The organism is Pantoea sp. X-Soil-ISGK-355 (assembly GCF_059730805.1).
The window spans coordinates 2,155,971-2,176,999 of the sequence record NZ_AP035971.1 but is presented as its reverse complement, the minus strand read 5'-3'; the positions used below and the strand labels follow the sequence as shown (position 1 = coordinate 2,176,999).

Below are 21,029 nucleotides of genomic sequence, written 5' to 3'. Positions count from 1 at the left end.
TGGGCTTTCTTAAATGCGAAATACAACACACTTTTAACTATGTCACTTTGCGACTCGCCAGGATTATTCCCATACTCCAGTTAAGAGCTGATGTGTGGAGCCAGTAAACATAAGGTTCTTTAGATGTATCTTTAGTTTTAAATGGATCTGTTTTTAATTTAACTCAAATTTTTTAGCTGACTGTTTAATTAAATATTCGTTCGGGAGTTAATGATTTCTTACGTTATCGAAGCCTATTGATTAATACCGTTAATCGTTTTACTCAATAAAAATAACTGGATTTTTGGCCTTAACGCGTTTAGGATTCCTCCTAAATCTTAATCGATGTTATCAATCATTTTGTTGAGAGTGATTATCAAAAACTATGAATACACGACTGACTGTACAACCGGGTTTCCCGGCAAAAAGCACCAAGGTTGAGCGTACTGGCAATACCCGTCGCAATGCCTGGTTAACCGTATTCGCTGCCTCTGCGCTGTTCTGGGTAGTTGTAGCGTTAATGATTTGGCGTATCTGGGGCTAAAGCCATGTGGGCACATACACTCAGTCATAAACGTTCTTTGACCACGGGTCAGCACAAGCCAGTATCCTGTAAAGGAAAAGAAGCCCTTGCAAAGGACGAAAAAGTGTCTATCCCCGAGTCATGGGATTTGAGTGATAACCAGCGACTGTTTATAGAGTCGTTTCTGGATCCTGAAAACAAATAACGTTGTAAGACCATCTCTTCGTCATTGCTCTTTTATAACCGGAGTTTCCGGTGGGCTTTTAAATGCCCCTATCCACATCCAGTAAGACCAAAGGGTGTCGCCGATTGACAGGCGACCGCAAAAACTTTTACGCCCGATTCCGGCGAAGGAGTGAACCAAATGAATATTATTAAAATGTCCTGGCTTAGCGCGTATGCTTTCTCCTTTGCGTTCTGGTCTGCGGCGGTGTGGATAACACTGTAATTTGAATTAAATCACCTCTTTCTGATGCCTCGTGTTTTCACGGGGCATTTTCGTTTTCAGGCGATTGTAGCAATTTGTGTTGTAATCAAAACGTTAACGAATTTGTGGTCTATCTTTAACATAAACCTTTGTCTCACTAAGGTTTAAGACCATGAACGAAAAAGGAGGAGCTATGTCGTCTACCCTACGCGAGCAGAGTCAGGAAATACTGCAGGTCGACACCAATAACTATCACATCTTCAGTCTTCCCCGCGCTGCTCAACAACTGGGCAATATTGATAGCCTGCCCAAATCTCTCAAAGTTCTGCTGGAAAACTTACTGCGCTGGCAGGATGGCGACTCTGTCACCACTGAGGACATCCAGGCGCTGGTTGACTGGCAGAAAGATGCCCACGCCGACCGCGAAATCGCCTACCGGCCAGCCCGCGTATTAATGCAGGACTTTACCGGCGTGCCGGCGGTGGTCGACCTGGCGGCCATGCGCGAAGCCGTGAACCGTCTGGGCGGCGATGTAGCCAAAGTGAATCCGCTGTCGCCCGTCGATCTGGTTATCGACCACTCGGTCACTGTGGACCATTTTGGTGATGATGACGCTTTTGAAGAGAATGTCCGGCTGGAGATGGAGCGTAACCATGAGCGCTATGTTTTCCTTCGCTGGGGTCAGAAAGCGTTTGATAAATTCCGCGTCGTGCCGCCAGGAACCGGTATCTGTCATCAGGTGAACCTGGAATATCTCGGCAAGGCGATCTGGCATGAAACCCTTGATGGCGAAGAGTATGCCTGGCCCGATACGCTGGTCGGTACCGATTCTCATACCACCATGATCAACGCGCTTGGCGTGCTGGGATGGGGAGTCGGGGGCATCGAAGCGGAAGCAGCCATGCTGGGTCAGCCTGTCTCCATGCTGATCCCGGATGTCGTAGGTTTCAAACTTACCGGCAAACTGCGCGCAGGCATTACCGCAACTGACCTCGTTCTGACTGTCACTCAGATGCTGCGTAAGCATGGCGTTGTCGGTAAATTCGTTGAGTTTTACGGTGACGGCCTGGCCGACCTGCCGCTGGCAGATCGTGCGACCATTGCCAACATGGCCCCTGAGTATGGCGCAACCTGCGGATTCTTCCCGGTTGATGACGTCACGTTGAGCTACATGACGCTGACCGGACGCGATGCCGATCAGGTAGCTTTAGTGGAAGCGTATGCCAAAGCGCAGGGGCTGTGGCGCAATCCCGGCGATGAGCCGCGTTTCACCAGTACCCTGGCACTGGATATGAACGAGGTGGAGTCGAGCCTGGCAGGACCAAAACGTCCGCAGGATAGGGTGTCGCTGGGCGATGTGCCCGCTGCGTTTGATGCCAGCAACGAGCTGGAAGTGAATCAGGCGCAAAAACCGCATAAAAATGTTGAGTATACCGACAGCGGCACCGGCCTGACTCACACACTGACCGATGGCGCGGTGGTGATCAGTGCGATTACCTCCTGTACCAATACCTCTAACCCAAGCGTGCTGATGGCGGCCGGTTTACTGGCGAAGAAAGCGGTAGAGCGTGGTCTGAAACGTCAGCCGTGGGTTAAAGCCTCGCTGGCACCCGGTTCTAAAGTGGTTTCCGATTATCTGGCCGTCGCGCAGTTGACCTCGTACCTCGACGAGCTGGGCTTTAATCTGGTCGGCTATGGTTGCACCACGTGTATCGGTAACTCCGGCCCGCTGAAAGATGAGATTGAGACTGCGATCAAAGCGGGCGATCTCACAGTTGGTGCCGTTTTATCCGGCAACCGCAACTTTGAAGGTCGTATTCATCCGCTGATTAAAACCAACTGGCTGGCTTCGCCGCCGCTGGTGGTGGCTTACGCGCTGGCGGGTAACATGAAGATCAACCTGCAGACGGAGCCGCTTGGCCACGATCGCCAGGGCCAGCCGGTCTATCTGAAAGATATCTGGCCGTCACCGGAAGAGATCGCCACAGCCGTGCAGCAGGTCACCAGTGATATGTTCCATAAAGAGTACGCCGAAGTCTTCGATGGCACGCCAGAGTGGCAGGCGATCAGGGTCAGTGAAGCGGCAACATACGACTGGGATGAAGGCTCGACATACATCCGTCTGTCGCCGTTCTTTGATGATATGCAGAAAGAGCCTAAGCCGGTGCAGGATATTCGCGGTGCGCGGGTGCTCGCCTTGCTTGGCGATTCTGTCACTACGGACCATATCTCGCCAGCGGGCAGCATTAAAGCGGAAAGTCCCGCCGGACGCTATCTGCTGTCACACGGCGTTGAGCGCAACGATTTTAACTCCTATGGGTCGCGTCGTGGTAACCATGAGGTGATGATGCGCGGCACCTTTGCCAATATCCGTATCCGCAATGAGATGGTGCCAGGCGTAGAAGGTGGCTATACCCGACACTATCCGAGTGGCGAACAGCTGGCCATCTACGATGCAGCGATGAAATATCAGGCTGAAGGGGTGCCGCTGGCGGTCATTGCGGGTAAAGAGTATGGTTCTGGCTCCAGCCGCGACTGGGCCGCTAAAGGGCCGCGTCTGCAGGGGGTGAGGGTGGTCATTGCCGAATCGTTTGAGCGTATTCATCGCTCCAACCTGATTGGGATGGGCATTTTGCCACTGGAGTTTCCGCAGGGCGTGACGCGTAAAAGCCTGGGGCTGACGGGTGAAGAGCGGATTGATGTGGAAAACCTTCAGGCACTGACGCCAGGCTGCAGTGTGAAAGTCACGCTGACCCGTGCTGACGGCAGTAAGGAAGAGCTGGACACCCGCTGTCGCATTGATACCGGCAATGAGCTGACCTATTACCGCAATGATGGCATCCTGCACTACGTTATCCGCAATATGCTGGACTGATAAAAAAGCCGGGGAAACCCGGCTTTTTCATTTATGACTTCGGCAGCAGATGCCCCATCTTTTCCGCTTTCGTATCCAGATAGTGCGCATTCTTCGGATTTCGTCCTGCGACCAGCGGCACACGTTCAACAATGTTGATCCCGGCTTCGCTGAGGATCTCCACTTTGCGCGGATTATTGGTCAGCAGACGCACTTCATTCACGCCCAGCAGTTTAAACATATCTGCGCACAGGGTGAAGTCGCGCTCATCGGCGGCAAAGCCAAGCTGATGGTTCGCTTCTACGGTGTCATAACCTTTATCCTGCAACGCATAGGCGCGGATCTTATTCAGCAGACCAATGTTACGGCCTTCCTGGCGGTGATAGAGCAGCGCGCCGCGACCTTCTTCTGCGATGGCATTGAGCGCGGCTTCCAGCTGAAAACCACAGTCGCAACGCAGGCTGAAGAGTGCATCGCCGGTCAGGCATTCGGAGTGAACGCGCGCCAGTACCGGCTCGTTATCATTAATATCGCCAAAGACCAGTGCAACATGGTCATGTCCGGTTGCCAATTCTTCAAAACCAACCATCAGGAAATCTCCCCATGGCGTGGGCAGTTTGGCTTCTGCCACCCGTTTAAGCTGCATGTGACTCTCCAGAACCTTCAGAGGATGCACTATCATCATGATAGCGCACAGGCCAGTGTGGCCCGACAAACGTGCAATATTGTGCCACAACCCGGAAGCGGGCTGGTAATCTCTGAGACCAATTGCAGTGATAAAGCACAATTATCCAATCGGCAACGGTTATGTTATTCTTTTTTAAGCTAAAGTTATGCAAATGTTGTCATTTGACGCCAGGATAAGGGAAGAAGATGTTTAAGATTTCGCGTCGTACCACCTTCGGAATGCTGCTGCTGCTCATCATGCCGGTTGCCGTCTGGCTTACTGGCTGGCGCTGGCAGCCAGGTGAAAGCAATGCGCTGCTGAAAGGTCTCTTCTGGATGACGGAAACCGTCACCAATCCGTGGGGTATCGTCACCAGCGTGCTGCTGAGCGCCTGGATGCTCTGGTGCCTGCGCTTTCGCCTGAAGCCTGCCATATTGCTGCTGCTGATCATGAACGCCACTATTCTGGCGGGGCAATACACCAAATCTTTTATCAAAGAGCAGATTCAGGAGCCGCGTCCCTATGTGATCTGGCTGGAGCAGCATCACGGGCTGGATGAGAAGACTTTTTACGAGCTGAAACGTAAACAGCGTGGTGAAATGGTGACTTCACTGATTGCCGATGAGACACAGATTCCGGGCTGGCTGAAACGGCACTGGGCGTTTGAAACTGGCTTTGCTTTTCCGTCCGGGCATACCATGTTTGCCGCCAGCTGGGCACTGCTGGCACTGGGTCTGCTCTGGCCGCGTCGGCATTATAAAACCGTGGTGGTCATTTTTCTGTGGGCGACGGGCGTGATGGCAAGCCGTTTGCTGCTGGGCATGCATTGGCCACGCGATCTGGCGATGGCAACCGTGCTTTCCTGGTTGCTGGTCACCGTTGCGACATGGCTGGCACAGCGTTTCTGTGGCCCGCTGACGCTGCCGCCGGAGGAGCAAAAAGAGGTGGCACAGCGGGAGCCCTGATTGTAATTCACCCTTAAGACCCCATATTATTAGTCGGGCCTGCGCAAAAGCGACTCGCCCGATGCTGCTGGGAGCAGCATTTTTGCCGGAGTTTTGGCATAATTCTACCCGATAACCTCACAACAGGATGCACTGTGAAATATTTGCTGATTTTTTTAGTGGTACTGGTCATTTTTATTATTTCCGTCACCTTAGGCGCGCATAACGACCAGGTCATTACTTTTAACTATCTGCTGGCGCAGGGTGAGTTCAGCATCTCGACCTTACTGGCATCACTGTTTGGCGCAGGTTTTGTGCTTGGCTGGGTCATCTGTGGGCTGTTCTGGTTGCGGACCCGTGTTTCACTGGCCAATGCCAATCGGAAAATTAAGCGTATGCAGACGCAAATTGAGCAGAGCACCGCCCTGGCGACCACGCCATCTTCTCCGGCTGGCCGGGAATAATCCTCAATGCATGAATTGCTGTTTCTGTTACTGCCGGTTGCGGCTGCCTATGGCTGGTATATGGGCCGCCGCAGCGCGCATCAGGATAAGCAACAGGAAGCCAACCGGCTGTCACGTGAATATGTGGCGGGCGTCAATTTCCTGCTCTCAAATCAGCAGGACAAAGCCGTTGACCTGTTCCTCGATATGCTAAAAGAGGACAGCGGCACGGTAGAGGCACATCTGACGCTGGGTAACCTGTTCCGATCGCGCGGAGAAGTCGACCGCGCTATCCGTATCCATCAGGCATTAATGGAAAGTGCTTCCCTGAGCTACGAGCAGCGTCTGCTAGCCATTCAGCAACTCGGTCGCGACTATATGGCAGCGGGCTTATATGACCGCGCAGAAGATATGTTTAAGCAGCTCACCGATGAAACGGATTTTCGCATCGGCGCGCTGCAGCAGCTGTTGCTGATTCACCAGGCCACCAGTGACTGGCTACAGGCCATCGAGGTTGCAGAACGTCTGGTTAAGCTCGGCAAAGAGAAGCAGAAGGGCGAAATCGCCCACTTCTACTGCGAACTGGCGTTACAGGCGATGAGCAGCGACGATCTGGACCGTGCCATGGGCCTGCTGAAGAAAGGGGAGGCAGCCGATCGCAACAGTGCACGCATCTCTATCATGATGGGCCGTATTCTGATGGAAAAAGAAGATTTCGCCAGAGCGGTGGGTCATCTGCAGCGCGTGCTGGATCAGGATAAAGAGCTGGTGAGTGAAACGCTGAGCATGCTGGAAACCTGTTTCCAGCGGCTCAATCAGCCTGACGCCTGGGCAGACTTTCTGCAGCGCTGTGTGGAACAGAACACCGGCGCGGCAGCGGAACTTTATCTTTCTGACATCCTTGAGCAGCAGCAGGGCGCTGAAGCGGCACAAAACTATATCAGTCGTCAGCTTGAGCGCCATCCGACGATGCGTGTTTTCCATCGCCTGATGGATTTAAATCTGCGTGAAGCAGAAGATGGCCGGGCCAAAGAGAGTCTGATGGTGCTGCGCGACATGGTGGGTGAACAGATCCGCACCAAGCCGCGCTATCGCTGTCAGAAGTGTGGTTTTACCGCGCACGCACTTTACTGGCACTGCCCATCCTGCCGGACGTGGTCTTCAGTGAAGCCGATTCGTGGTCTCGACGGCCAGTAAAGTGGCCGTTATGACCGATTTAATTGCACCCATAATAGTTACAACATACTATATAAATACTCATCAACCAACTTTAGCAGTCGTGCACTTATTGCCAGGCAGAATGGCAATGGCGATTGTGATGGCCAGACACCGCGGGTAGAATGCTTGCCGTTTGTCAATCGCGCCTGCGGGTGCTTACTGCAGAGGAAATGCCATGCCTTCACCCCACAACGTGACCGCTTCGCCGATTCTGGTAGCGCTGGATTATCATGACCTCGACAGCGCATTGCGTTTCGTCGACCAGATCGATCCCCGCAGTTGCCGCCTGAAAGTGGGCAAAGAGATGTTTACGCTGTTTGGTCCCTCGCTGGTTAACACTCTGCAGCAGCGTGGTTTTGAGCTGTTCCTCGATCTTAAATTTCACGATATTCCCAATACCACCGCGCATGCCGTAGCTGCCGCTGCCGATCTTGGCGTCTGGATGGTCAACGTTCATGCCAGCGGCGGGGCGCGGATGATGAACGCGGCGCGTGAGGCGCTGCTTCCCTTTGGTAAAGATGCGCCGCTGTTGATTGCGGTGACCGTACTGACCAGCATGGATGCAGGCGATCTCAGAGAGCTGGGCATTACGCTTTCCCCTGCCGAACAGGCAGAGCGACTGGCAAAACTGACCCAGTCGTGCGGACTGGATGGGGTGGTCTGTTCCGCACATGAAGCGGTCCGCTTCAAACAGGTGATGGGTAGGGAGTTTGCGCTGGTCACGCCGGGGATTCGTCCGGCAGGCAGCGATGCCGGCGATCAGCGTCGTATCATGACACCGCAGCAGGCGAAGCAGGCGGACGTAGACTACATGGTTATCGGGCGTCCTATTACGCAATCCGCCGACCCCGCCGCCGCCCTGCAGGCGATTCTGGCCAGTCTGGAGACACAATAATGGCGAATGACAATCCACTGGTTTATTCAACCGACAGCGGGCGCATCACGCAGCCGGAGCCAAAAGCAGAGCGGCCAAAAGGGGATGGTGTTGTGCGGATCCAGCGTCAGACCAGCGGACGCAAGGGCAAAGGCGTCTGCCTGATCACCGGCATCGACCTGGATGATGCGGCTCTGACGCTGCTGGCGGCAGAACTGAAAAAGAAATGTGGCTGTGGCGGTTCGGTAAAAGAGGGCGTTATTGAAATTCAGGGCGATAAACGCGACTTGCTGAAAACCCTGCTGGAAGCCAAAGGGATGAAGGTCAAACTGGCGGGCGGATGAATAAAAAAATCGGGCTACCAGAGTAGCCCGATTGTCATGCAGATGCTTAGCGTAGCCGATTATTCTTTTAATAAGGTCCTTAGTGGACCTGATGACCAATAATACCACCGACAGCGGCGCCGCCGACTGTGCCGAGTGCGCTACCATTGGTCAATACTGAACCCCCAATCGCACCCGCGCCCGCACCAATGGCGGTATTGCGGTCACGCTTAGACCAGTTAGAACAGCCGCTCAGTGCAACAGCTAACGTGGTCGCCAGTACAACGGCAGTGATTCGTTTCATTGTTGTTGTCATACACTTCTCCTTTGATGTGCTCACAGAGGCAACACTCTTAGTATAGCTCCGATATTTCCTCAGCCCGCTTGTGTCGCATCATTGCCGCGTCCGTGACGGCATCGAAATGTGATCACCATGGACAAACCGTTTGTAGCGGGTGAGGCACAATGCCGGACCGGACAGGTCCAGGCATTGCCTGAGAAGATTCTAAGCATTCCGGATAAATTCCGAAGATAGAAAATTCTGAAATCACGACACATTTTTGCATTCACAGCCATTCCTTCTGCGTTTATAGCCATTTGCTCCATAACCCTTTGGCGTCTGACTCCGCAAAATTCAGGGACGATTGTCAGCAGGAGAAAAGGCATGCTGGAACACCTTAAACAACAGGTTCTGGAAGCGAATCTGGATCTACCTAAATACAACCTGGTGACCTTCACCTGGGGCAATGTCAGCGCGGTTGATCGTGAACAGGGTTTGCTGGTGATTAAACCGTCTGGCGTAAGCTATGACGTGATGAAGCGCGACGACATGGTGGTCGTCGATCTGGCGAGTGGCGAGGTAGTGGAAGGGGATAAACGCCCTTCATCGGACACGGCGACACACCGTGCGCTCTATCTCGCCTGGCCAGAAGTCGGTGGTATTGTCCATACACATTCGCGGCATGCGACCATCTGGGCGCAGGCTGGACGACCGATTCCTGCCTGGGGAACCACCCACGCTGACGATTTCTATGGCGAGATCCCCTGTACCCGCGCAATGCGCAACGAAGAGATTCAGCACGAGTACGAGTGGAATACGGGGGAAGTGATTATCGAAACCTATGCGCAGCGCGGATTGTCACCTTCGGCAATTCCTGGGGTGCTGGTCAACTCGCACGGCCCGTTTGCCTGGGGCAAAGACGCCCATGCGGCCGTGCATAGCGCGGTAGTGCTGGAGGAGGTGGCCTATATGGGCCTGTTCAGCCGGCAGTTGACACCAGACCTGCCGCCGATTAACCAGACGCTGCTTGACCTGCACTATCTGCGAAAGCATGGCGAGAATGCCTGGTACGGGCAAAAATAACAGGCGGGACGCAATAGCGTCCCGCTTTTTATTAGTCTCTTTTGAGACTGGTATGGCGATCCCCGTCATAATTAACAAAACAACTTATCATTAAAAATAAAACAGCGTTTCATTTTATCGAGTCGATCACTGTTTTGATTACCTCAAGTCACTACTTTGCCTGCATCGCCTTCGGGCACCCTCTGGCATAGCAAAGGTGACATGTATATGCACATCAAACGGGCAATAGATAAAATTCCGGGCGGCATGATGCTCATTCCGCTGTTTATCGGCGCACTCTGCCATACGTTCTCACCGGGGGCCGGGAAATATTTCGGTTCTTTCACCAACGGTCTGATGACCGGCACCGTGCCCATTCTGGCCGTCTGGTTCTTCTGCATGGGGGCGTCGATAAAACTCAGCGCCACCGGAACGGTACTACGCAAATCCGGCACGCTGGTGCTCACCAAAATTGCCGTGGCATGGGTGGTGGCCGCAATCGCCTCACGAGTGATGCCGGAAAATGGCGTAGAAGTGGGGATGTTTGCCGGCTTATCGACGCTGGCGCTGGTCGCCGCGATGGATATGACCAATGGCGGTCTTTATGCCTCCATCATGCAACAGTACGGTTCTAAAGAGGAAGCCGGTGCCTTTGTGCTGATGTCGCTGGAGTCCGGGCCATTAATGACCATGGTGATTCTGGGCACCGCCGGTATCGCGTCATTCGAGCCGCACGTGTTTGTCGGCGCGGTCCTGCCGTTTGTGGTGGGGTTTGCATTAGGGAATCTTGATCCGGAGTTGCGCGACTTCTTCGGAAAAGCGGTACATACGCTGATTCCCTTCTTCGCTTTTGCACTGGGCAACACCATTAACCTGGGTGTCATTGCGGAAACCGGCCTGCTGGGCATCATGTTGGGCGTGGCAGTTATCATCATCACCGGCATCCCGCTTATTCTGGCCGATCGGCTGATTGGTGGGGGGGATGGCACGGCGGGCGTGGCCGCATCCAGTACGGCAGGCGCGGCGGTGGCTACACCGGTGCTGATTGCCGAAATGCTGCCACAGTTTAAACCGGTTGCCCCGGCGGCCACGGCGCTGGTGGCCACTTCCGTGATTGTGACCTCTGTGCTGGTGCCCATCATCACCGCCATCTATTCAAAACGTCTTAAGCGTCTTCATGTTGCCGTCGGACAGCGTGCCGCTATTAAGTAACCCGCCTAATCAATCCCCGACGCGCCAGTCGGGGATCACTCTGGATTTTATGTTGTAAATCAATCTCTCATTTGGTCTGGCCTCACTCTGCATTACGCTGATGTGGCGTATTTAACGCATCAAAATATAAACAGAGGATGAGACAATGACAGTTATTAACCAAGCAACGTGCAGATTATTTACCGAAGTCGGCAATACCACGCAGTTAGTCGCCTATTACGAAGAAGGGCGTCGTACCATGTGGATGATGCTGCGTGCTCAGCCCCGTCCGAGCTTCAACCACGAACTGATTGAGGAGATCATGAATCTGAGCTATGCCGCTCAGCGCTCCGGTCTGCCAATTGATTTCTGGGTCACCGGCTCACTGGTGCCGCAGATGTTTAACGCCGGGGGCGATCTGCGTTTCTTCGTCGAGTGCATTCGCAATAACCGCCGTGAGGCGCTGCGAGCCTATGCCCGTGCCTGTGTGGATTGTATCCATTCGGCCGCACGCGGTTTCGATACCGGCGCGGTGACGCTGGCGATGATTGAAGGCAGTGCGCTGGGCGGCGGATTTGAAGCGGCGCTGGCGCATCACTTCATTCTGGCGCAGAACAACGCACGGATGGGCTTCCCGGAAATTGCCTTTAACCTGTTTCCTGGCATGGGCGGCTATTCGCTGGTGGCGCGTCGTTCCGGCATGAAACTGGCTGAGGAGTTAATCTGTGAAGGGGAGTCCCATAGCGCGGAGTGGTATGAGACGCGCGGACTGGTGGATAAAGTCTTCCAGCCTGGCGACAGCTATCGTGCCACACGCACCTTTATCGATACGTTACGGCCTAAGCTCAATGGCGTACGGGCAATGCTGAAAGCGCGCCAGCGCGTGCTGCAACTGTCACGCGCTGAGCTGATGGATATCACTGAGGATTGGGTTGATTATGCCTTTACTATCGAACCCAAAGACATTGCTTACATGGAACGCCTGGTACAGTTACAAAACCGCCACAGCGCATCACTGCGTAAAGCGGGTTAATCTTAACCAGCGTTAAACGCGGGCAGGATGCTTAGCCAGCCAATGCCCAAATTGTTCCGCGGGCATTGGTTTTGCGTAATAGTAACCCTGACGCCCATCGACACCACTTTTGAGGACAAACTTCTCTTCATCCGGGTTCTCAATACCCTCAGCGATTACCTGCAAATCGAGCGCCTTGGCAACGGCGACAATAGCGCGCACCAGCGACTGTGAAACCGGCTGCTTGTTAATGTCGCGGATAAAGCTCTGGTCGAGTTTGATGGCATTGATTGGCACGCGTGCCAGCTGAGAAAGCGAGGAGTAACCGGTGCCAAAGTCATCCAGGTGCACCTGTGCGCCCAGTTCCTGAAACTGCTTCATCAGCTTCAGCGCTTCAGTTTCATTCTCAATCAGGCAGCTTTCGGTCAGCTCAATATCGATGGGGCAGTCGGTGACATGAGCTTCGTGCAGCGCCTGTTTCAGGTCAGTGTAGATGCTCTGATCAATCAGCTGACGGGCCGAAACGTTGACGGCGACGCGCAGAAAAATGCCCTGCTCACGCCAGGCGATAATCTGCTTCAGCACGTTGAGCATGACCCAGCGTCCCAGCGGCACAATCAGCCCTGACTCTTCAGCATAGGGAATAAAGTCAGCAGGCGAGACCAGACCACGCTCAGGTGAGTTCCAGCGCACCAGTGCTTCGGCGCTGCGGACCTGGCCATCACTGTCGATTTTTGGCTGGTAGTGCACCAGCAGATGATCCAGTTCCAGCGCCTTGCGCAGGTTAGTATCCAGCCACAGATACTCAAAGACCCGCTGGTTCATCTCAGCCGCAAACACGCAGAACTTGCCGCGCCCATTCTCTTTGGCGTGATACATCGCGGTGTCCGCGTTGCGAATCAGGCTCTCGCGATCGTCGCCATGCAGCGGCGCGAAAGCGATGCCAATAGAACAACCGCTGTAAACTTCAATTAGCCCGATACGGAACGGCTGACGCAGCCGCTCAAGAATGCGGGAAGACATTGCTTCCAGTGCCGCCTGGCTGGTGTGCTCAGCCAGCACCACAAATTCGTCGCCACCCAGACGGCCCAGAGTCTGGTCTTTACCCAGACAGCTGAGGATGGCCAGTGATACTGCCTGCAGTAACTGATCGCCGAACATATGACCGTAGGCGTCGTTCACTTTCTTAAAATTATCGAGATCGAGATAGACCACGCCGGTCTCATCACCTTCAGAACGCTCCAGCGCCAGGCTAATCTGTTGATGAATGGCGTTGCGATTGGGTAAACCGGTCACCGTATCGGTGTTTGCCAGTACCCGCAGACGTTCCTGGGCGCGTCGTTCCTCAGTGATGTCTGTGCCAGAACAGATGAGGAAAATTTCATTTTTTCCACTGCCGCTGTGAACAAACTTATTACGAAACAGAAACAGTCGCTGACCTTTTTTGGTTTTAACCCAACGCTCAACCTCATAAGAGTTGCCGTCGCGGAAGAAGCCCGCAATGTTGCGTCGTGACTGTGAGGCTTCCTGTTTGGTCATAAAAAGCTGAAAGACGTTACGGCCAATAACCTCGTGCTCATTCAGGCCGGTATATTCTTCACTCAGGCGGTTAAAACGCTGAATATTGCCGCGCTGATCGAGGATGACAATCACCGAATTAGCTTCAGAAACCACCTGTTCAGCGAATGAAAGCCCGAGAGTTAAATCGCGGGCAACCGCAGACGTATCACCCCAGGCAGAGGCGGTGCCAGCCCATGAAGCCTGATTCACTTTACGTCCGACAAAATGCATCGGCACGTCAATGCCCTGTAGGGTCATAGTCAGATTGATGCTTGAGGTGATGACCGGCATCGCGCGGATCATGGCGGCCTGACCGGGGGTCAGCGGCAGGGCAATATTGGTTTGTGATGACTCATCTTCGGCAAAATGCAACGCATCGCTGTCCGCGGTCAGACGCCAATGAGGGCTGGTTGTACCAAAAAGAGTGTACAACAACGTTTGCCCGTGTTCATCGGTCATGGAAACTTCCTCCGGGAAGTGCTATGCAGGCGTTATCTCATTATTTTAGCAACAGTATTCATCATCTGACGCCAGCACAAGATGCAAACCAAATATATTTTCCCATCCAGATAAGAATGGCACAAAAAAGCCCCGACGACGCGGGGCTGTAGCGTGCGGTCAGCAGGGACATTTACCCAATTTACCCGCCTGGCTGGGGAAGCGGGCATCCAGGCAGTAGCGGTGGAAATCACGCTCATTCATCGGCGGCTGGTCGGGATGATGCAGACGCATATGCTGCAGATATTTTTGATAATCCTGGACCCCGACCATTAAGCGGAAGCACTGTTGCAGACCGCGCCAGAATCCCCGCCAGCTGAGTGCCTGCGGCATCGGCGAAGCCGTCAGGTGGCAGCGAATAATCTGCCACTCACCCTGTGGACGATGGCCCTGATGAATGGCATCAGACATGACGTACCACCTTGTTACGCAGCGCCGCAGGCGTCTCGCTGGTGGTCGGCACCGCACTGTTCAGCGCACGACGAATCACAAAGAACGCGGCGACCAGCATCGTGACCGCCACCAGCATAAAGAAAGCGCACAGCGCCGCATTGATCTGATTGCTGAACACAATGGTCTGCATATCCGCCACGCTTTTTGCTGGCGCAATGATCACCCCTTCATCCAGCCCTTTGCGGAACTTACTCGCCTGGGCCAGGAAGCCAATGGAGGGTTTTTCATGGAAAATTTTCTGCCAGCCCGCGGTCATCGAAGTGATAAACAGCCAGACGGTGGGCAGAATAGTTACCCAGGCGTAGCGCTGCTTTTTCATTTTAAACAGCACCACGGTGCCGAGAATCAATGCCATCGACGCCAGCATCTGGTTGCCGATGCCGAACAGTGGCCACAGGGTGTTAATGCCGCCCAGTGGATCGACCACGCCCTGATAGACAAAGAAGCCCCAGCCCGCGACTGCGACGGTGGTACCCGCCATATTCCCCAGCCAGGATCGGTTGTTCGCCAGAGAAGGCACCACGGTTCCCACCAGATCCTGCACCATAAAACGGCAGGCGCGGGTACCCGCATCCACGGCGGTCAGGATGAACAGCGCTTCGAACAGAATGGCAAAGTGATACCAGAAGGCCATCATCGCCCGGCTGTTAAAGATCTCGGTAATGATGTGGGCCATGCCGACCGCGAAAGTAGGCGCGCCGCCTGCGCGGGAGAGAATCGAGCCTTCACCCACGTCCCGCGCAATCCCGCTCAGCATTTCAGGCGTCACGACAAAGCCCCAGCCATTGATCACCTGTGAAGCGCTTTCAACGGTGGTGCCAATCAGTGCAGCGGGTGAGTTCATGGCAAAGTAGACGCCCGGATCCAGCACCGAGGCACAAATCAGCGCCATGATCGCCACAAATGACTCCATCAGCATCGCACCATAGCCAATAAAGCGGATATGACTTTCCCGCTCTACCAGCTTCGGCGTTGTGCCGCTGGAGACCAGTGCATGGAAGCCGGAGATCGCACCGCAGGCAATGGTAATAAACAGGAACGGGAACATCGCACCGGAGAAGACCGGGCCGGTGCCGTCGATAAATTTGGTCACCGCTGGCATTTTCATCTCAGGCATGGCAAAAACGATGCCCACTGCCAGCCCGACAATCACGCCGATTTTAAGAAAGGTCGAAAGGTAGTCGCGGGGTGCCAGCAGCAGCCAGACCGGCAGCACAGAAGCAATAAAGCCGTAAATCACCAGTACCCAGGTCAGTGAGGTGCCTTTCAGGGTAAAGAAGGGCCCCCAGTAAGGATGCTGTGCGACGTCGCCGCCATAAATAATCGCCGCCATCATCAGCACAAAGCCAATCAGTGACACTTCGGCGATTTTACCGGGCCGGATAAAGCGCATGTAGACGCCCATAAACAGCGCAATGGGAATGGTGGCTGCAATGGTAAACAGGCCCCATGGGCTGTTCGCCAGCGCCTTCACGACAACCAGCGCCAGCGCCGACAGGATAATGATCATCACACCCAGCGCGCCGAGCATCGTCACCACACCGGCAAACGCACCCAGCTCCTGCCGCGCCATCTCGCCCAGCGAGCGGCCATCACGGCGGGTTGAGATAAACAGGATCAGGAAATCCTGAACCGCGCCCGCCAGCATGACTCCAACCAGAATCCAGATGGTTCCCGGCAGAAAGCCCATCTGCGCCGCCAGAATCGGGCCGACCAGCGGACCGGCACCGGCAATAGCCGCAAAGTGATGACCAAACAGCACCCATTTATTGGTCGGGACATAATCGAGTCCGTCGCTCAGCCGCTCGGCGGGGGTCATCCGGCGATCGTCCAGTTCGAAGATATTGCGGGCGATAAACAGGCTGTAGAAGCGATAAGCGATGCTGTAACAGGCGACAGCGGCTATCACCAGCCAGACTGCGTTGACGTGTTCGCCGCGGCTGAGGGCCAGCATGGCGAAAGCGCCCGCGCCGATTAACGCCACTACTAACCAGATCACACTGGTTTTGACGTTTTTCATGACTAACTCCTTGTAGGGACCGAGAGGAAAGCGATCGAAAACAACGAGTTAAACTTAATGTAATGGAATGTAAGTGAAAGTTAATCAGTGGAGAAGTGTGAAGCGGGGTACAAATTTAACGTTTTTGCAACGCAGGTAGGGTAGAAACAGGCGGGATAACCAGGTATCCCGCCAGATTTATCGCTTAAACACACCGTGTTCAGACGGCGGGACGGGCCACAACGCTGCGGGTTTCCATACGGACTTCGGCGATGGTGACATCAATGACGTCAGTGACGCGGTAAACCACTTCACCTTTGATCTGTACGCTGCCATTTTCCTGGCTGAGGACCAGCTCATCACGCACTGCGTGAATGAACGGTGCCGGGATAAAGGCGACGGCGCCAAACTCGACCAGGCGAACGCGCATACCGCCACGCGAAACATCAATAATCTCAGCGCTGAAGCGACGGTCAGTGGCCGCAAACGGGGCCAGATAACGGGCGTAGAGCCAGTCGCCAACATCACGTTCCGCCATCCGGTTCAGGCGGCGGCGCTCACTCATCGTCACCGTTACTGCATCATCCGGGCGGGCAATAGTCTCACCGCGAATAATCGCCTTCAGCAGACGATGGTTGATCATGTCGCCGAACTTACGAATCGGTGAGGTCCAGGTGGCGTATGCCTCCAGACCCAGGCCAAAGTGGGGGCCAGGCTCAGTGCTGATCTCCGCGAAGGTCTGGAAACGACGGATGCGGCTGTCGAGGAACTGGGTCGGCTGGGCATCAAGCTCACGACGCAGCACGCGGAAACCATCCAGCGTGGTGATCGCCTGTGCATCCACGGAAATACCGTGATTGGCCAGCACGGCGGCAGCCTGCTCAGCATTGGTGGCGTCGAAACCGGCATGGACGTTGTAGATACCAAAGCCGAGACGGTCACGCAGCACTTTCGCCGCACAGACGTTTGCCAGAATCATGGACTCTTCAACGATGCGGTTAGCGATGCGGCGAGGTTCAGCCACGATCTCCAGCACTTCGCCTTTTTCACCCAGCAGGAAGCGGTAATCCGGGCGATCTTTAAACACCAGCGCGTGGGTCTGGCGCCACTCGCTGCGCGCCAGGCAGAGACGGTGCAGCAGACGAATCTGTTCCGCAATCGCCTCACTCTCCGGCTGCCAGGTGCCGCTGTTTTCCAGCCAGTCAGAGACGTCGTCGTAGGCCAGTTTGGCTTTGGACTCAATCCAGGCAGCAAAGAACTCAACGTCATCACTTAAGGTGCCATCGGCGGCCACCGTGACGCGGCAGGCCAGCGCCGGACGGCGCACATTCGGACGCAGCGAGCAGACATCATCAGAGAGTTCGCGCGGCAGCATCGGGATGTTAAAGCCCGGCAGGTAGTTGGTGAACGCACGCTGTGCCGCCAGCTTATCGAGCTGACTGCCTTCCGCCACATAGGCAGTCGGATCGGCGATGGCGATGGTCAGACGCAGCGTGCCATCATCGTGCGCTTCCACATAGAGCGCATCATCCATATCCTGGGTGCTGGCGCTGTCGATGGTGACGAAATCCAGCGCGGTCAGATCTTCACGCGTCAGATTTTCATCCATCATCTCGCCAAAGCTGACATCGGGCGCTTCACGCTCAAGGTTATGACGCGACAGCGTCACCCACCACGGCGCCAGATGGTCATCGGCTTTGACAATAAAATCGGTAAGTTCGGCATAAAAGCCGCGATCGCCCTTGAGTGGATGGCGACGCATTTCCGCCACAGCCCAGTCGCCATTTTCAAATGCATGGCTGACATCGCGTGCAGGGCGACACTGAATGGCATCTTTCAGCAGGGGATGATCCGGCACAATCGACAGGCGATCGTCTTTCTTCTGCACCCGGCCAACAAAGCGGCTCAGGAACGGTTCAATCAGGGTTTCCGGCTCAGCGCTTTCGCGATCTTTATCACTGTGGATCACGGCGGTGATACGATCGCCATGCATCACTTTCTTCATCTGCGGTGGCGGGATGAAGTAACTTTTTTGCGCATCGACTTCCAGAAAGCCGAAGCCTTTTTCGGTGCCTTTAACGACGCCTTCAGCACGAGGCGTTTGCGAATGGAGCTTCTCTTTCAGCTGCGCGAGCAGCGGGTTATCCTGGAACATAATTTTTACGTTTCGTTGGCTGATTGCGGCTGACAGTTTTACGCGAATCGACGCCGCGCGGCAAGGCAAAAAGCCGGACGAACCGGCTTTTCAGGGAGTGGCGAAGGCGCTATCAGGCGATGCGCTGATCGGCCAGTGCCTCAGAGCGTTCCAGCTTTACCGGCACCGATTTAGAGGTCGGTGTACCGCTGTCATCGCCAAAGCTGTTCAGCGGCACCAACGGGTTGGTTTCGGGGTAATAAGCCGCCAGGTTACCGCGCGGAATATTGTAGGGAACCAGTTTGAAGCCGCTGACACGACGGGTGATGCCATCATTCCACAGCGTTTCGATATCAACATTCTGGCCTTCGGTGAAGCCCAGATCTGCCATATCGTCCGGGTTGATGAACACCACTTCACGCTGACCAAACACGCCACGGTAACGATCATCAAGACCGTAAATAGTGGTGTTGTACTGGTCATGGGAACGCAGCGTCTGCAGCGTGAACGGCACATCCTGATCCAGCGTCGGGAACAGCGAGGTCGGCAGCGCCGAGGCGTTGAACTCCGCTTTCTGGCTTGGCGTATTAAAGCGCAATTCCGCTGCTGCATTGCCCAGATAGAAACCACCCGGGATATCGCATTTGGCGTTGAAGTCGGCAAAGCCCGGAATCGTCGCGGCAATGTGCTCACGGATCAGGTTGTAATCACCCGCCAGCTCGCGCCATTTCACTTTCTCATCGCCCAGCACCGCCTGGGCGATACCCGCAACAATCGAGGTTTCTGAACGCTGCGTTTCCGCCAGCGGAATACCGATCCCTTCAGAGGCGTGAACCATGCTGAAGGAGTCTTCCACGGTGATAAACTGATTGCCGGTCGCCTGGATATCGCGCTCGGTGCGCCCCAGCGTTGGCAGAATCAGCCCTTCGTGTCCCGGCACCAGATGGCTGCGGTTCAGTTTGGTGCTGATATGTACGGTCAGACCACAGCGTGACAGCGCCTCTTCGGTGCGGGGTGAATCGGGCGCAGCCGCAGCCAGATTGCCACCCAGCGCGATCAGCACTTTGACTTCATCACGCAGCATCGCGTTCAGCGCTTCAACGGTGTTGTGGCCTGGCGCACGCGGTGGCTCGAAACCAAAATGATTACCCAGCGCATCCAGGAAGGCTTTAGCCGGTTTCTCATCAATACCCATGGTACGGTTGCCCTGCACATTGCTGTGACCGCGAACCGGGCAGAGGCCTGCACCTTTTTTGCCCAGCTGACCAAACAGCAGCTGCAGGTTGGTGATTTCGCGCACCGTGTCGACCGAGTGTTTATGCTGGGTAATGCCCATCGCCCAGGTACAGATCACGCGGTCAGCGCTCTGGTAGATCGCCGCAGCTTCGCGGATTTGCGCCTGAGTCAGACCAGACTGCGCCACAATCTGCATCCAGCTGGTGTTATCCACGGCGTCGAGATAGGCCTCAATACCGTTGGTTTTGGCATTAATAAACGTCTGATCAAACAGGCCACTTTCACCAGCTGCCAGACGCGCGCGATGGGTTTCCAGCAGGGATTTGACCATGCCCCGCACCGCTGCCATATCACCGCCAAGGTTCGGCTGGTAATAAGAGGAGCTGATATTGCCCGCTTTCGAGGTCACCACTTCCAGCGGTTTCTGCGGATCGGCAAAACGTTCCAGACCGCGCTCGCGCAGGGTATTAAACGTGACGATCTTCGCGCCGTGATCGGCAGCGTGACGCAGGCTGTGCAGCATACGCGGATGGTTGGTGCCAGGGTTCTGCCCGAAGACAAAAATGGCATCAGCGTGGTCGAAATCATCCAGGCGAATGGTGCCTTTGCCGACGCCAATGCTGCGCTTCAGACCAGTGCCGCTGGCTTCGTGGCACATGTTGGAGCAGTCAGGGAAGTTATTGGTGCCCATCAGGCGGCCAAACAGCTGATAAAGCCAGGAGGCTTCATTGCTGGCGCGACCAGAGGTGTAAAGCTCCATCTGGTCCGGATGGTCCATCGCCTTAATGTGCTGCGCGATCAGCGCAAACGCATCATCCCAGCTGATGGGCTCGTAGTGGTCGGTTTCCGCGTTATAGCGCAGTGGATGGGTCAGACGCCCCTGATACTCCAGGAAGTAGTCACTCTGGGTATAGAGCGTTGTCACGCTGTGCTTCGCGAAAAAATCGCTGTCGACCATGCGGCGTGTTGCTTCCCAGGTCACCGCTTTAGCTCCGTTTTCGCAGAAGCTGAAGGTACTTTTATTGTCATCACCCCATGCGCAGCCCGGACAGTCAAAACCGCGTGCTTTATTCATGCGCATCAGGTTGCGCATATTTTTCAGTGCCGCTTTGCTGTCAAGAACGAAACGCGTGGTGGCTTCCAGTGAACCCCAGCCGCCCGCAGCCGCGCGGTAGGGTTTGATTTGGCGTTTAAATTTCATATTGAGTGCAGGCTTTTTATAGTAGGAATTATTGTTTGGTGTTTGTTATCAGGTTATAGCCTGATGGTGAAACAAAGTCTGCAGATATCCTCATACCTTGTCTAATTGATTGACTTAATGGTGCGATAGCTGGCGTTTATCGTGCATCGGC

General features: G+C 54.8%; 18 protein-coding genes. 11 read left to right on the top strand and 7 right to left on the bottom strand.

What is annotated here, in order from left to right; all coding sequences use genetic code 11:
* Nucleotides 1–364 precede the first annotated feature (364 nt).
* The 3 genes from AC6I8J_RS10060 (at nt 365) to acnA (ending at nt 3,804) form a co-directional block, all read left to right on the top strand.
* Nucleotides 365–523: a YmiA family putative membrane protein gene (locus AC6I8J_RS10060; RefSeq protein WP_003853864.1), complete on the top strand. Its 159-nt coding sequence runs from the start codon at nt 365–367 to the stop codon at nt 521–523.
* Between the two features lie 4 nt (nt 524–527).
* Nucleotides 528–707: a YciX family protein gene (locus tag AC6I8J_RS10055; RefSeq protein ID WP_497825328.1), complete on the top strand. Its 180-nt coding sequence runs from the start codon at nt 528–530 to the stop codon at nt 705–707.
* A 415-nt stretch (nt 708–1,122) separates the two neighbouring features.
* A complete protein-coding gene (acnA, locus tag AC6I8J_RS10050) occupies nt 1,123–3,804 on the top strand; it encodes an aconitate hydratase AcnA (RefSeq protein WP_497825327.1) in 2,682 nt (893 codons plus the stop codon).
* Nucleotides 3,805–3,835: 31 nt separating this feature from the next.
* Here acnA and ribA read toward each other — a convergent pair whose 3' ends face one another.
* A complete protein-coding gene (ribA, locus tag AC6I8J_RS10045) occupies nt 3,836–4,429 on the bottom strand; it encodes a GTP cyclohydrolase II (protein WP_161736302.1) in 594 nt (197 codons plus the stop codon).
* A gap of 227 nt (nt 4,430–4,656) precedes the next feature.
* On the opposite strand from ribA, the gene pgpB reads away from it, so the two are divergent.
* From pgpB to yciH, 5 genes are all read left to right on the top strand, one after another.
* The gene (gene pgpB, locus AC6I8J_RS10040) at nt 4,657–5,415 is read left to right on the top strand and encodes a phosphatidylglycerophosphatase B (protein ID WP_013358010.1); all 759 of its coding nucleotides are present in this window, start codon (nt 4,657–4,659) and stop codon (nt 5,413–5,415) included.
* Nucleotides 5,416–5,549: 134 nt separating this feature from the next.
* The gene (locus tag AC6I8J_RS10035; RefSeq protein WP_013358009.1) at nt 5,550–5,858 is read left to right on the top strand and encodes a LapA family protein; all 309 of its coding nucleotides are present in this window, start codon (nt 5,550–5,552) and stop codon (nt 5,856–5,858) included.
* A gap of 6 nt (nt 5,859–5,864) precedes the next feature.
* Nucleotides 5,865–7,034, top strand: a complete 1,170-nt coding sequence (gene lapB / locus AC6I8J_RS10030; RefSeq protein ID WP_161736300.1) for a lipopolysaccharide assembly protein LapB — start codon at nt 5,865–5,867, stop codon at nt 7,032–7,034.
* Nucleotides 7,035–7,230: 196 nt separating this feature from the next.
* Nucleotides 7,231–7,950, top strand: coding sequence for an orotidine-5'-phosphate decarboxylase (gene pyrF / locus AC6I8J_RS10025; RefSeq protein ID WP_222925417.1), 720 nt, complete (start codon nt 7,231–7,233; stop codon nt 7,948–7,950).
* Nucleotides 7,950–8,273, top strand: coding sequence for a stress response translation initiation inhibitor YciH (gene yciH, locus AC6I8J_RS10020; protein WP_013358006.1), 324 nt, complete (start codon nt 7,950–7,952; stop codon nt 8,271–8,273). Before pyrF ends, yciH begins: the two co-directional genes overlap by 1 nt.
* A 79-nt stretch (nt 8,274–8,352) precedes the next feature.
* Here yciH and osmB read toward each other — a convergent pair whose 3' ends face one another.
* Nucleotides 8,353–8,568, bottom strand: coding sequence for an osmotically-inducible lipoprotein OsmB (gene osmB, locus AC6I8J_RS10015; protein ID WP_003853848.1), 216 nt, complete (start codon nt 8,566–8,568; stop codon nt 8,353–8,355).
* Between the two features lie 348 nt (nt 8,569–8,916).
* Here osmB and araD point away from each other — a divergent pair, with 348 nt between their 5' ends.
* The 3 genes from araD to AC6I8J_RS10000 all read left to right on the top strand — a co-directional run bounded on the left by araD (nt 8,917) and on the right by AC6I8J_RS10000 (nt 11,818).
* Nucleotides 8,917–9,615: an L-ribulose-5-phosphate 4-epimerase gene (gene araD, locus AC6I8J_RS10010; RefSeq protein ID WP_222925418.1), complete on the top strand. Its 699-nt coding sequence runs from the start codon at nt 8,917–8,919 to the stop codon at nt 9,613–9,615.
* A 207-nt stretch (nt 9,616–9,822) separates the two neighbouring features.
* Nucleotides 9,823–10,806: a 2-keto-3-deoxygluconate transporter gene (gene kdgT, locus AC6I8J_RS10005; RefSeq protein ID WP_161736298.1), complete on the top strand. Its 984-nt coding sequence runs from the start codon at nt 9,823–9,825 to the stop codon at nt 10,804–10,806.
* Nucleotides 10,807–10,951: 145 nt separating this feature from the next.
* Entirely contained in the window at nt 10,952–11,818 is an 867-nt protein-coding gene (locus tag AC6I8J_RS10000) for a crotonase/enoyl-CoA hydratase family protein (protein WP_003853843.1), read from the top strand.
* A gap of 12 nt (nt 11,819–11,830) precedes the next feature.
* On the opposite strand, the gene pdeR is transcribed toward AC6I8J_RS10000, so the two are convergent.
* The 5 genes from pdeR to AC6I8J_RS09975 form a co-directional block, all read right to left on the bottom strand.
* Nucleotides 11,831–13,816 carry a cyclic di-GMP phosphodiesterase gene (gene pdeR / locus AC6I8J_RS09995; protein ID WP_161736297.1) on the bottom strand — a complete coding sequence of 662 codons (1,986 nt, stop codon included), beginning with the start codon at nt 13,814–13,816 and terminating at the stop codon, nt 11,831–11,833.
* 159 nt (nt 13,817–13,975) lie between these two features.
* Complete coding sequence (locus AC6I8J_RS09990) at nt 13,976–14,266, bottom strand: YbdD/YjiX family protein (RefSeq protein WP_013358002.1); 291 nt, start codon at nt 14,264–14,266, stop codon at nt 13,976–13,978.
* Entirely contained in the window at nt 14,259–16,328 is a 2,070-nt protein-coding gene (locus tag AC6I8J_RS09985) for a carbon starvation CstA family protein (RefSeq protein ID WP_222925420.1), read from the bottom strand. Before AC6I8J_RS09985 ends, AC6I8J_RS09990 begins: the two co-directional genes overlap by 8 nt.
* A 199-nt stretch (nt 16,329–16,527) precedes the next feature.
* Nucleotides 16,528–18,462 carry an exoribonuclease II gene (locus AC6I8J_RS09980; protein WP_161736295.1) on the bottom strand — a complete coding sequence of 645 codons (1,935 nt, stop codon included), beginning with the start codon at nt 18,460–18,462 and terminating at the stop codon, nt 16,528–16,530.
* A 112-nt stretch (nt 18,463–18,574) separates the two neighbouring features.
* Complete coding sequence (locus tag AC6I8J_RS09975) at nt 18,575–20,878, bottom strand: FdhF/YdeP family oxidoreductase (protein WP_161736294.1); 2,304 nt, start codon at nt 20,876–20,878, stop codon at nt 18,575–18,577.
* Between the last annotated feature and the right edge of the window lie 151 nt (nt 20,879–21,029).

Coding starts and splice junctions, on each gene's coding strand:
- AC6I8J_RS10000 (WP_003853843.1), top strand. CDS start 10,952: ATGACAGTTATTAACCAAGCAACGTGCAGATTATTTACCGAAGTCGGC.
- AC6I8J_RS09980 (WP_161736295.1), bottom strand. CDS start 18,462: ATGTTCCAGGATAACCCGCTGCTCGCGCAGCTGAAAGAGAAGCTCCAT.
- pyrF (WP_222925417.1), top strand. CDS start 7,231: ATGCCTTCACCCCACAACGTGACCGCTTCGCCGATTCTGGTAGCGCTG.
- AC6I8J_RS10060 (WP_003853864.1), top strand. CDS start 365: ATGAATACACGACTGACTGTACAACCGGGTTTCCCGGCAAAAAGCACC.
- ribA (WP_161736302.1), bottom strand. CDS start 4,429: ATGCAGCTTAAACGGGTGGCAGAAGCCAAACTGCCCACGCCATGGGGA.
- AC6I8J_RS09985 (WP_222925420.1), bottom strand. CDS start 16,328: ATGAAAAACGTCAAAACCAGTGTGATCTGGTTAGTAGTGGCGTTAATC.
- lapB (WP_161736300.1), top strand. CDS start 5,865: ATGCATGAATTGCTGTTTCTGTTACTGCCGGTTGCGGCTGCCTATGGC.
- pgpB (WP_013358010.1), top strand. CDS start 4,657: ATGTTTAAGATTTCGCGTCGTACCACCTTCGGAATGCTGCTGCTGCTC.
- acnA (WP_497825327.1), top strand. CDS start 1,123: ATGTCGTCTACCCTACGCGAGCAGAGTCAGGAAATACTGCAGGTCGAC.
- osmB (WP_003853848.1), bottom strand. CDS start 8,568: ATGACAACAACAATGAAACGAATCACTGCCGTTGTACTGGCGACCACG.
- kdgT (WP_161736298.1), top strand. CDS start 9,823: ATGCACATCAAACGGGCAATAGATAAAATTCCGGGCGGCATGATGCTC.
- AC6I8J_RS09975 (WP_161736294.1), bottom strand. CDS start 20,878: ATGAAATTTAAACGCCAAATCAAACCCTACCGCGCGGCTGCGGGCGGC.
- pdeR (WP_161736297.1), bottom strand. CDS start 13,816: ATGACCGATGAACACGGGCAAACGTTGTTGTACACTCTTTTTGGTACA.
- AC6I8J_RS09990 (WP_013358002.1), bottom strand. CDS start 14,266: ATGTCTGATGCCATTCATCAGGGCCATCGTCCACAGGGTGAGTGGCAG.
- yciH (WP_013358006.1), top strand. CDS start 7,950: ATGGCGAATGACAATCCACTGGTTTATTCAACCGACAGCGGGCGCATC.
- AC6I8J_RS10055 (WP_497825328.1), top strand. CDS start 528: ATGTGGGCACATACACTCAGTCATAAACGTTCTTTGACCACGGGTCAG.
- araD (WP_222925418.1), top strand. CDS start 8,917: ATGCTGGAACACCTTAAACAACAGGTTCTGGAAGCGAATCTGGATCTA.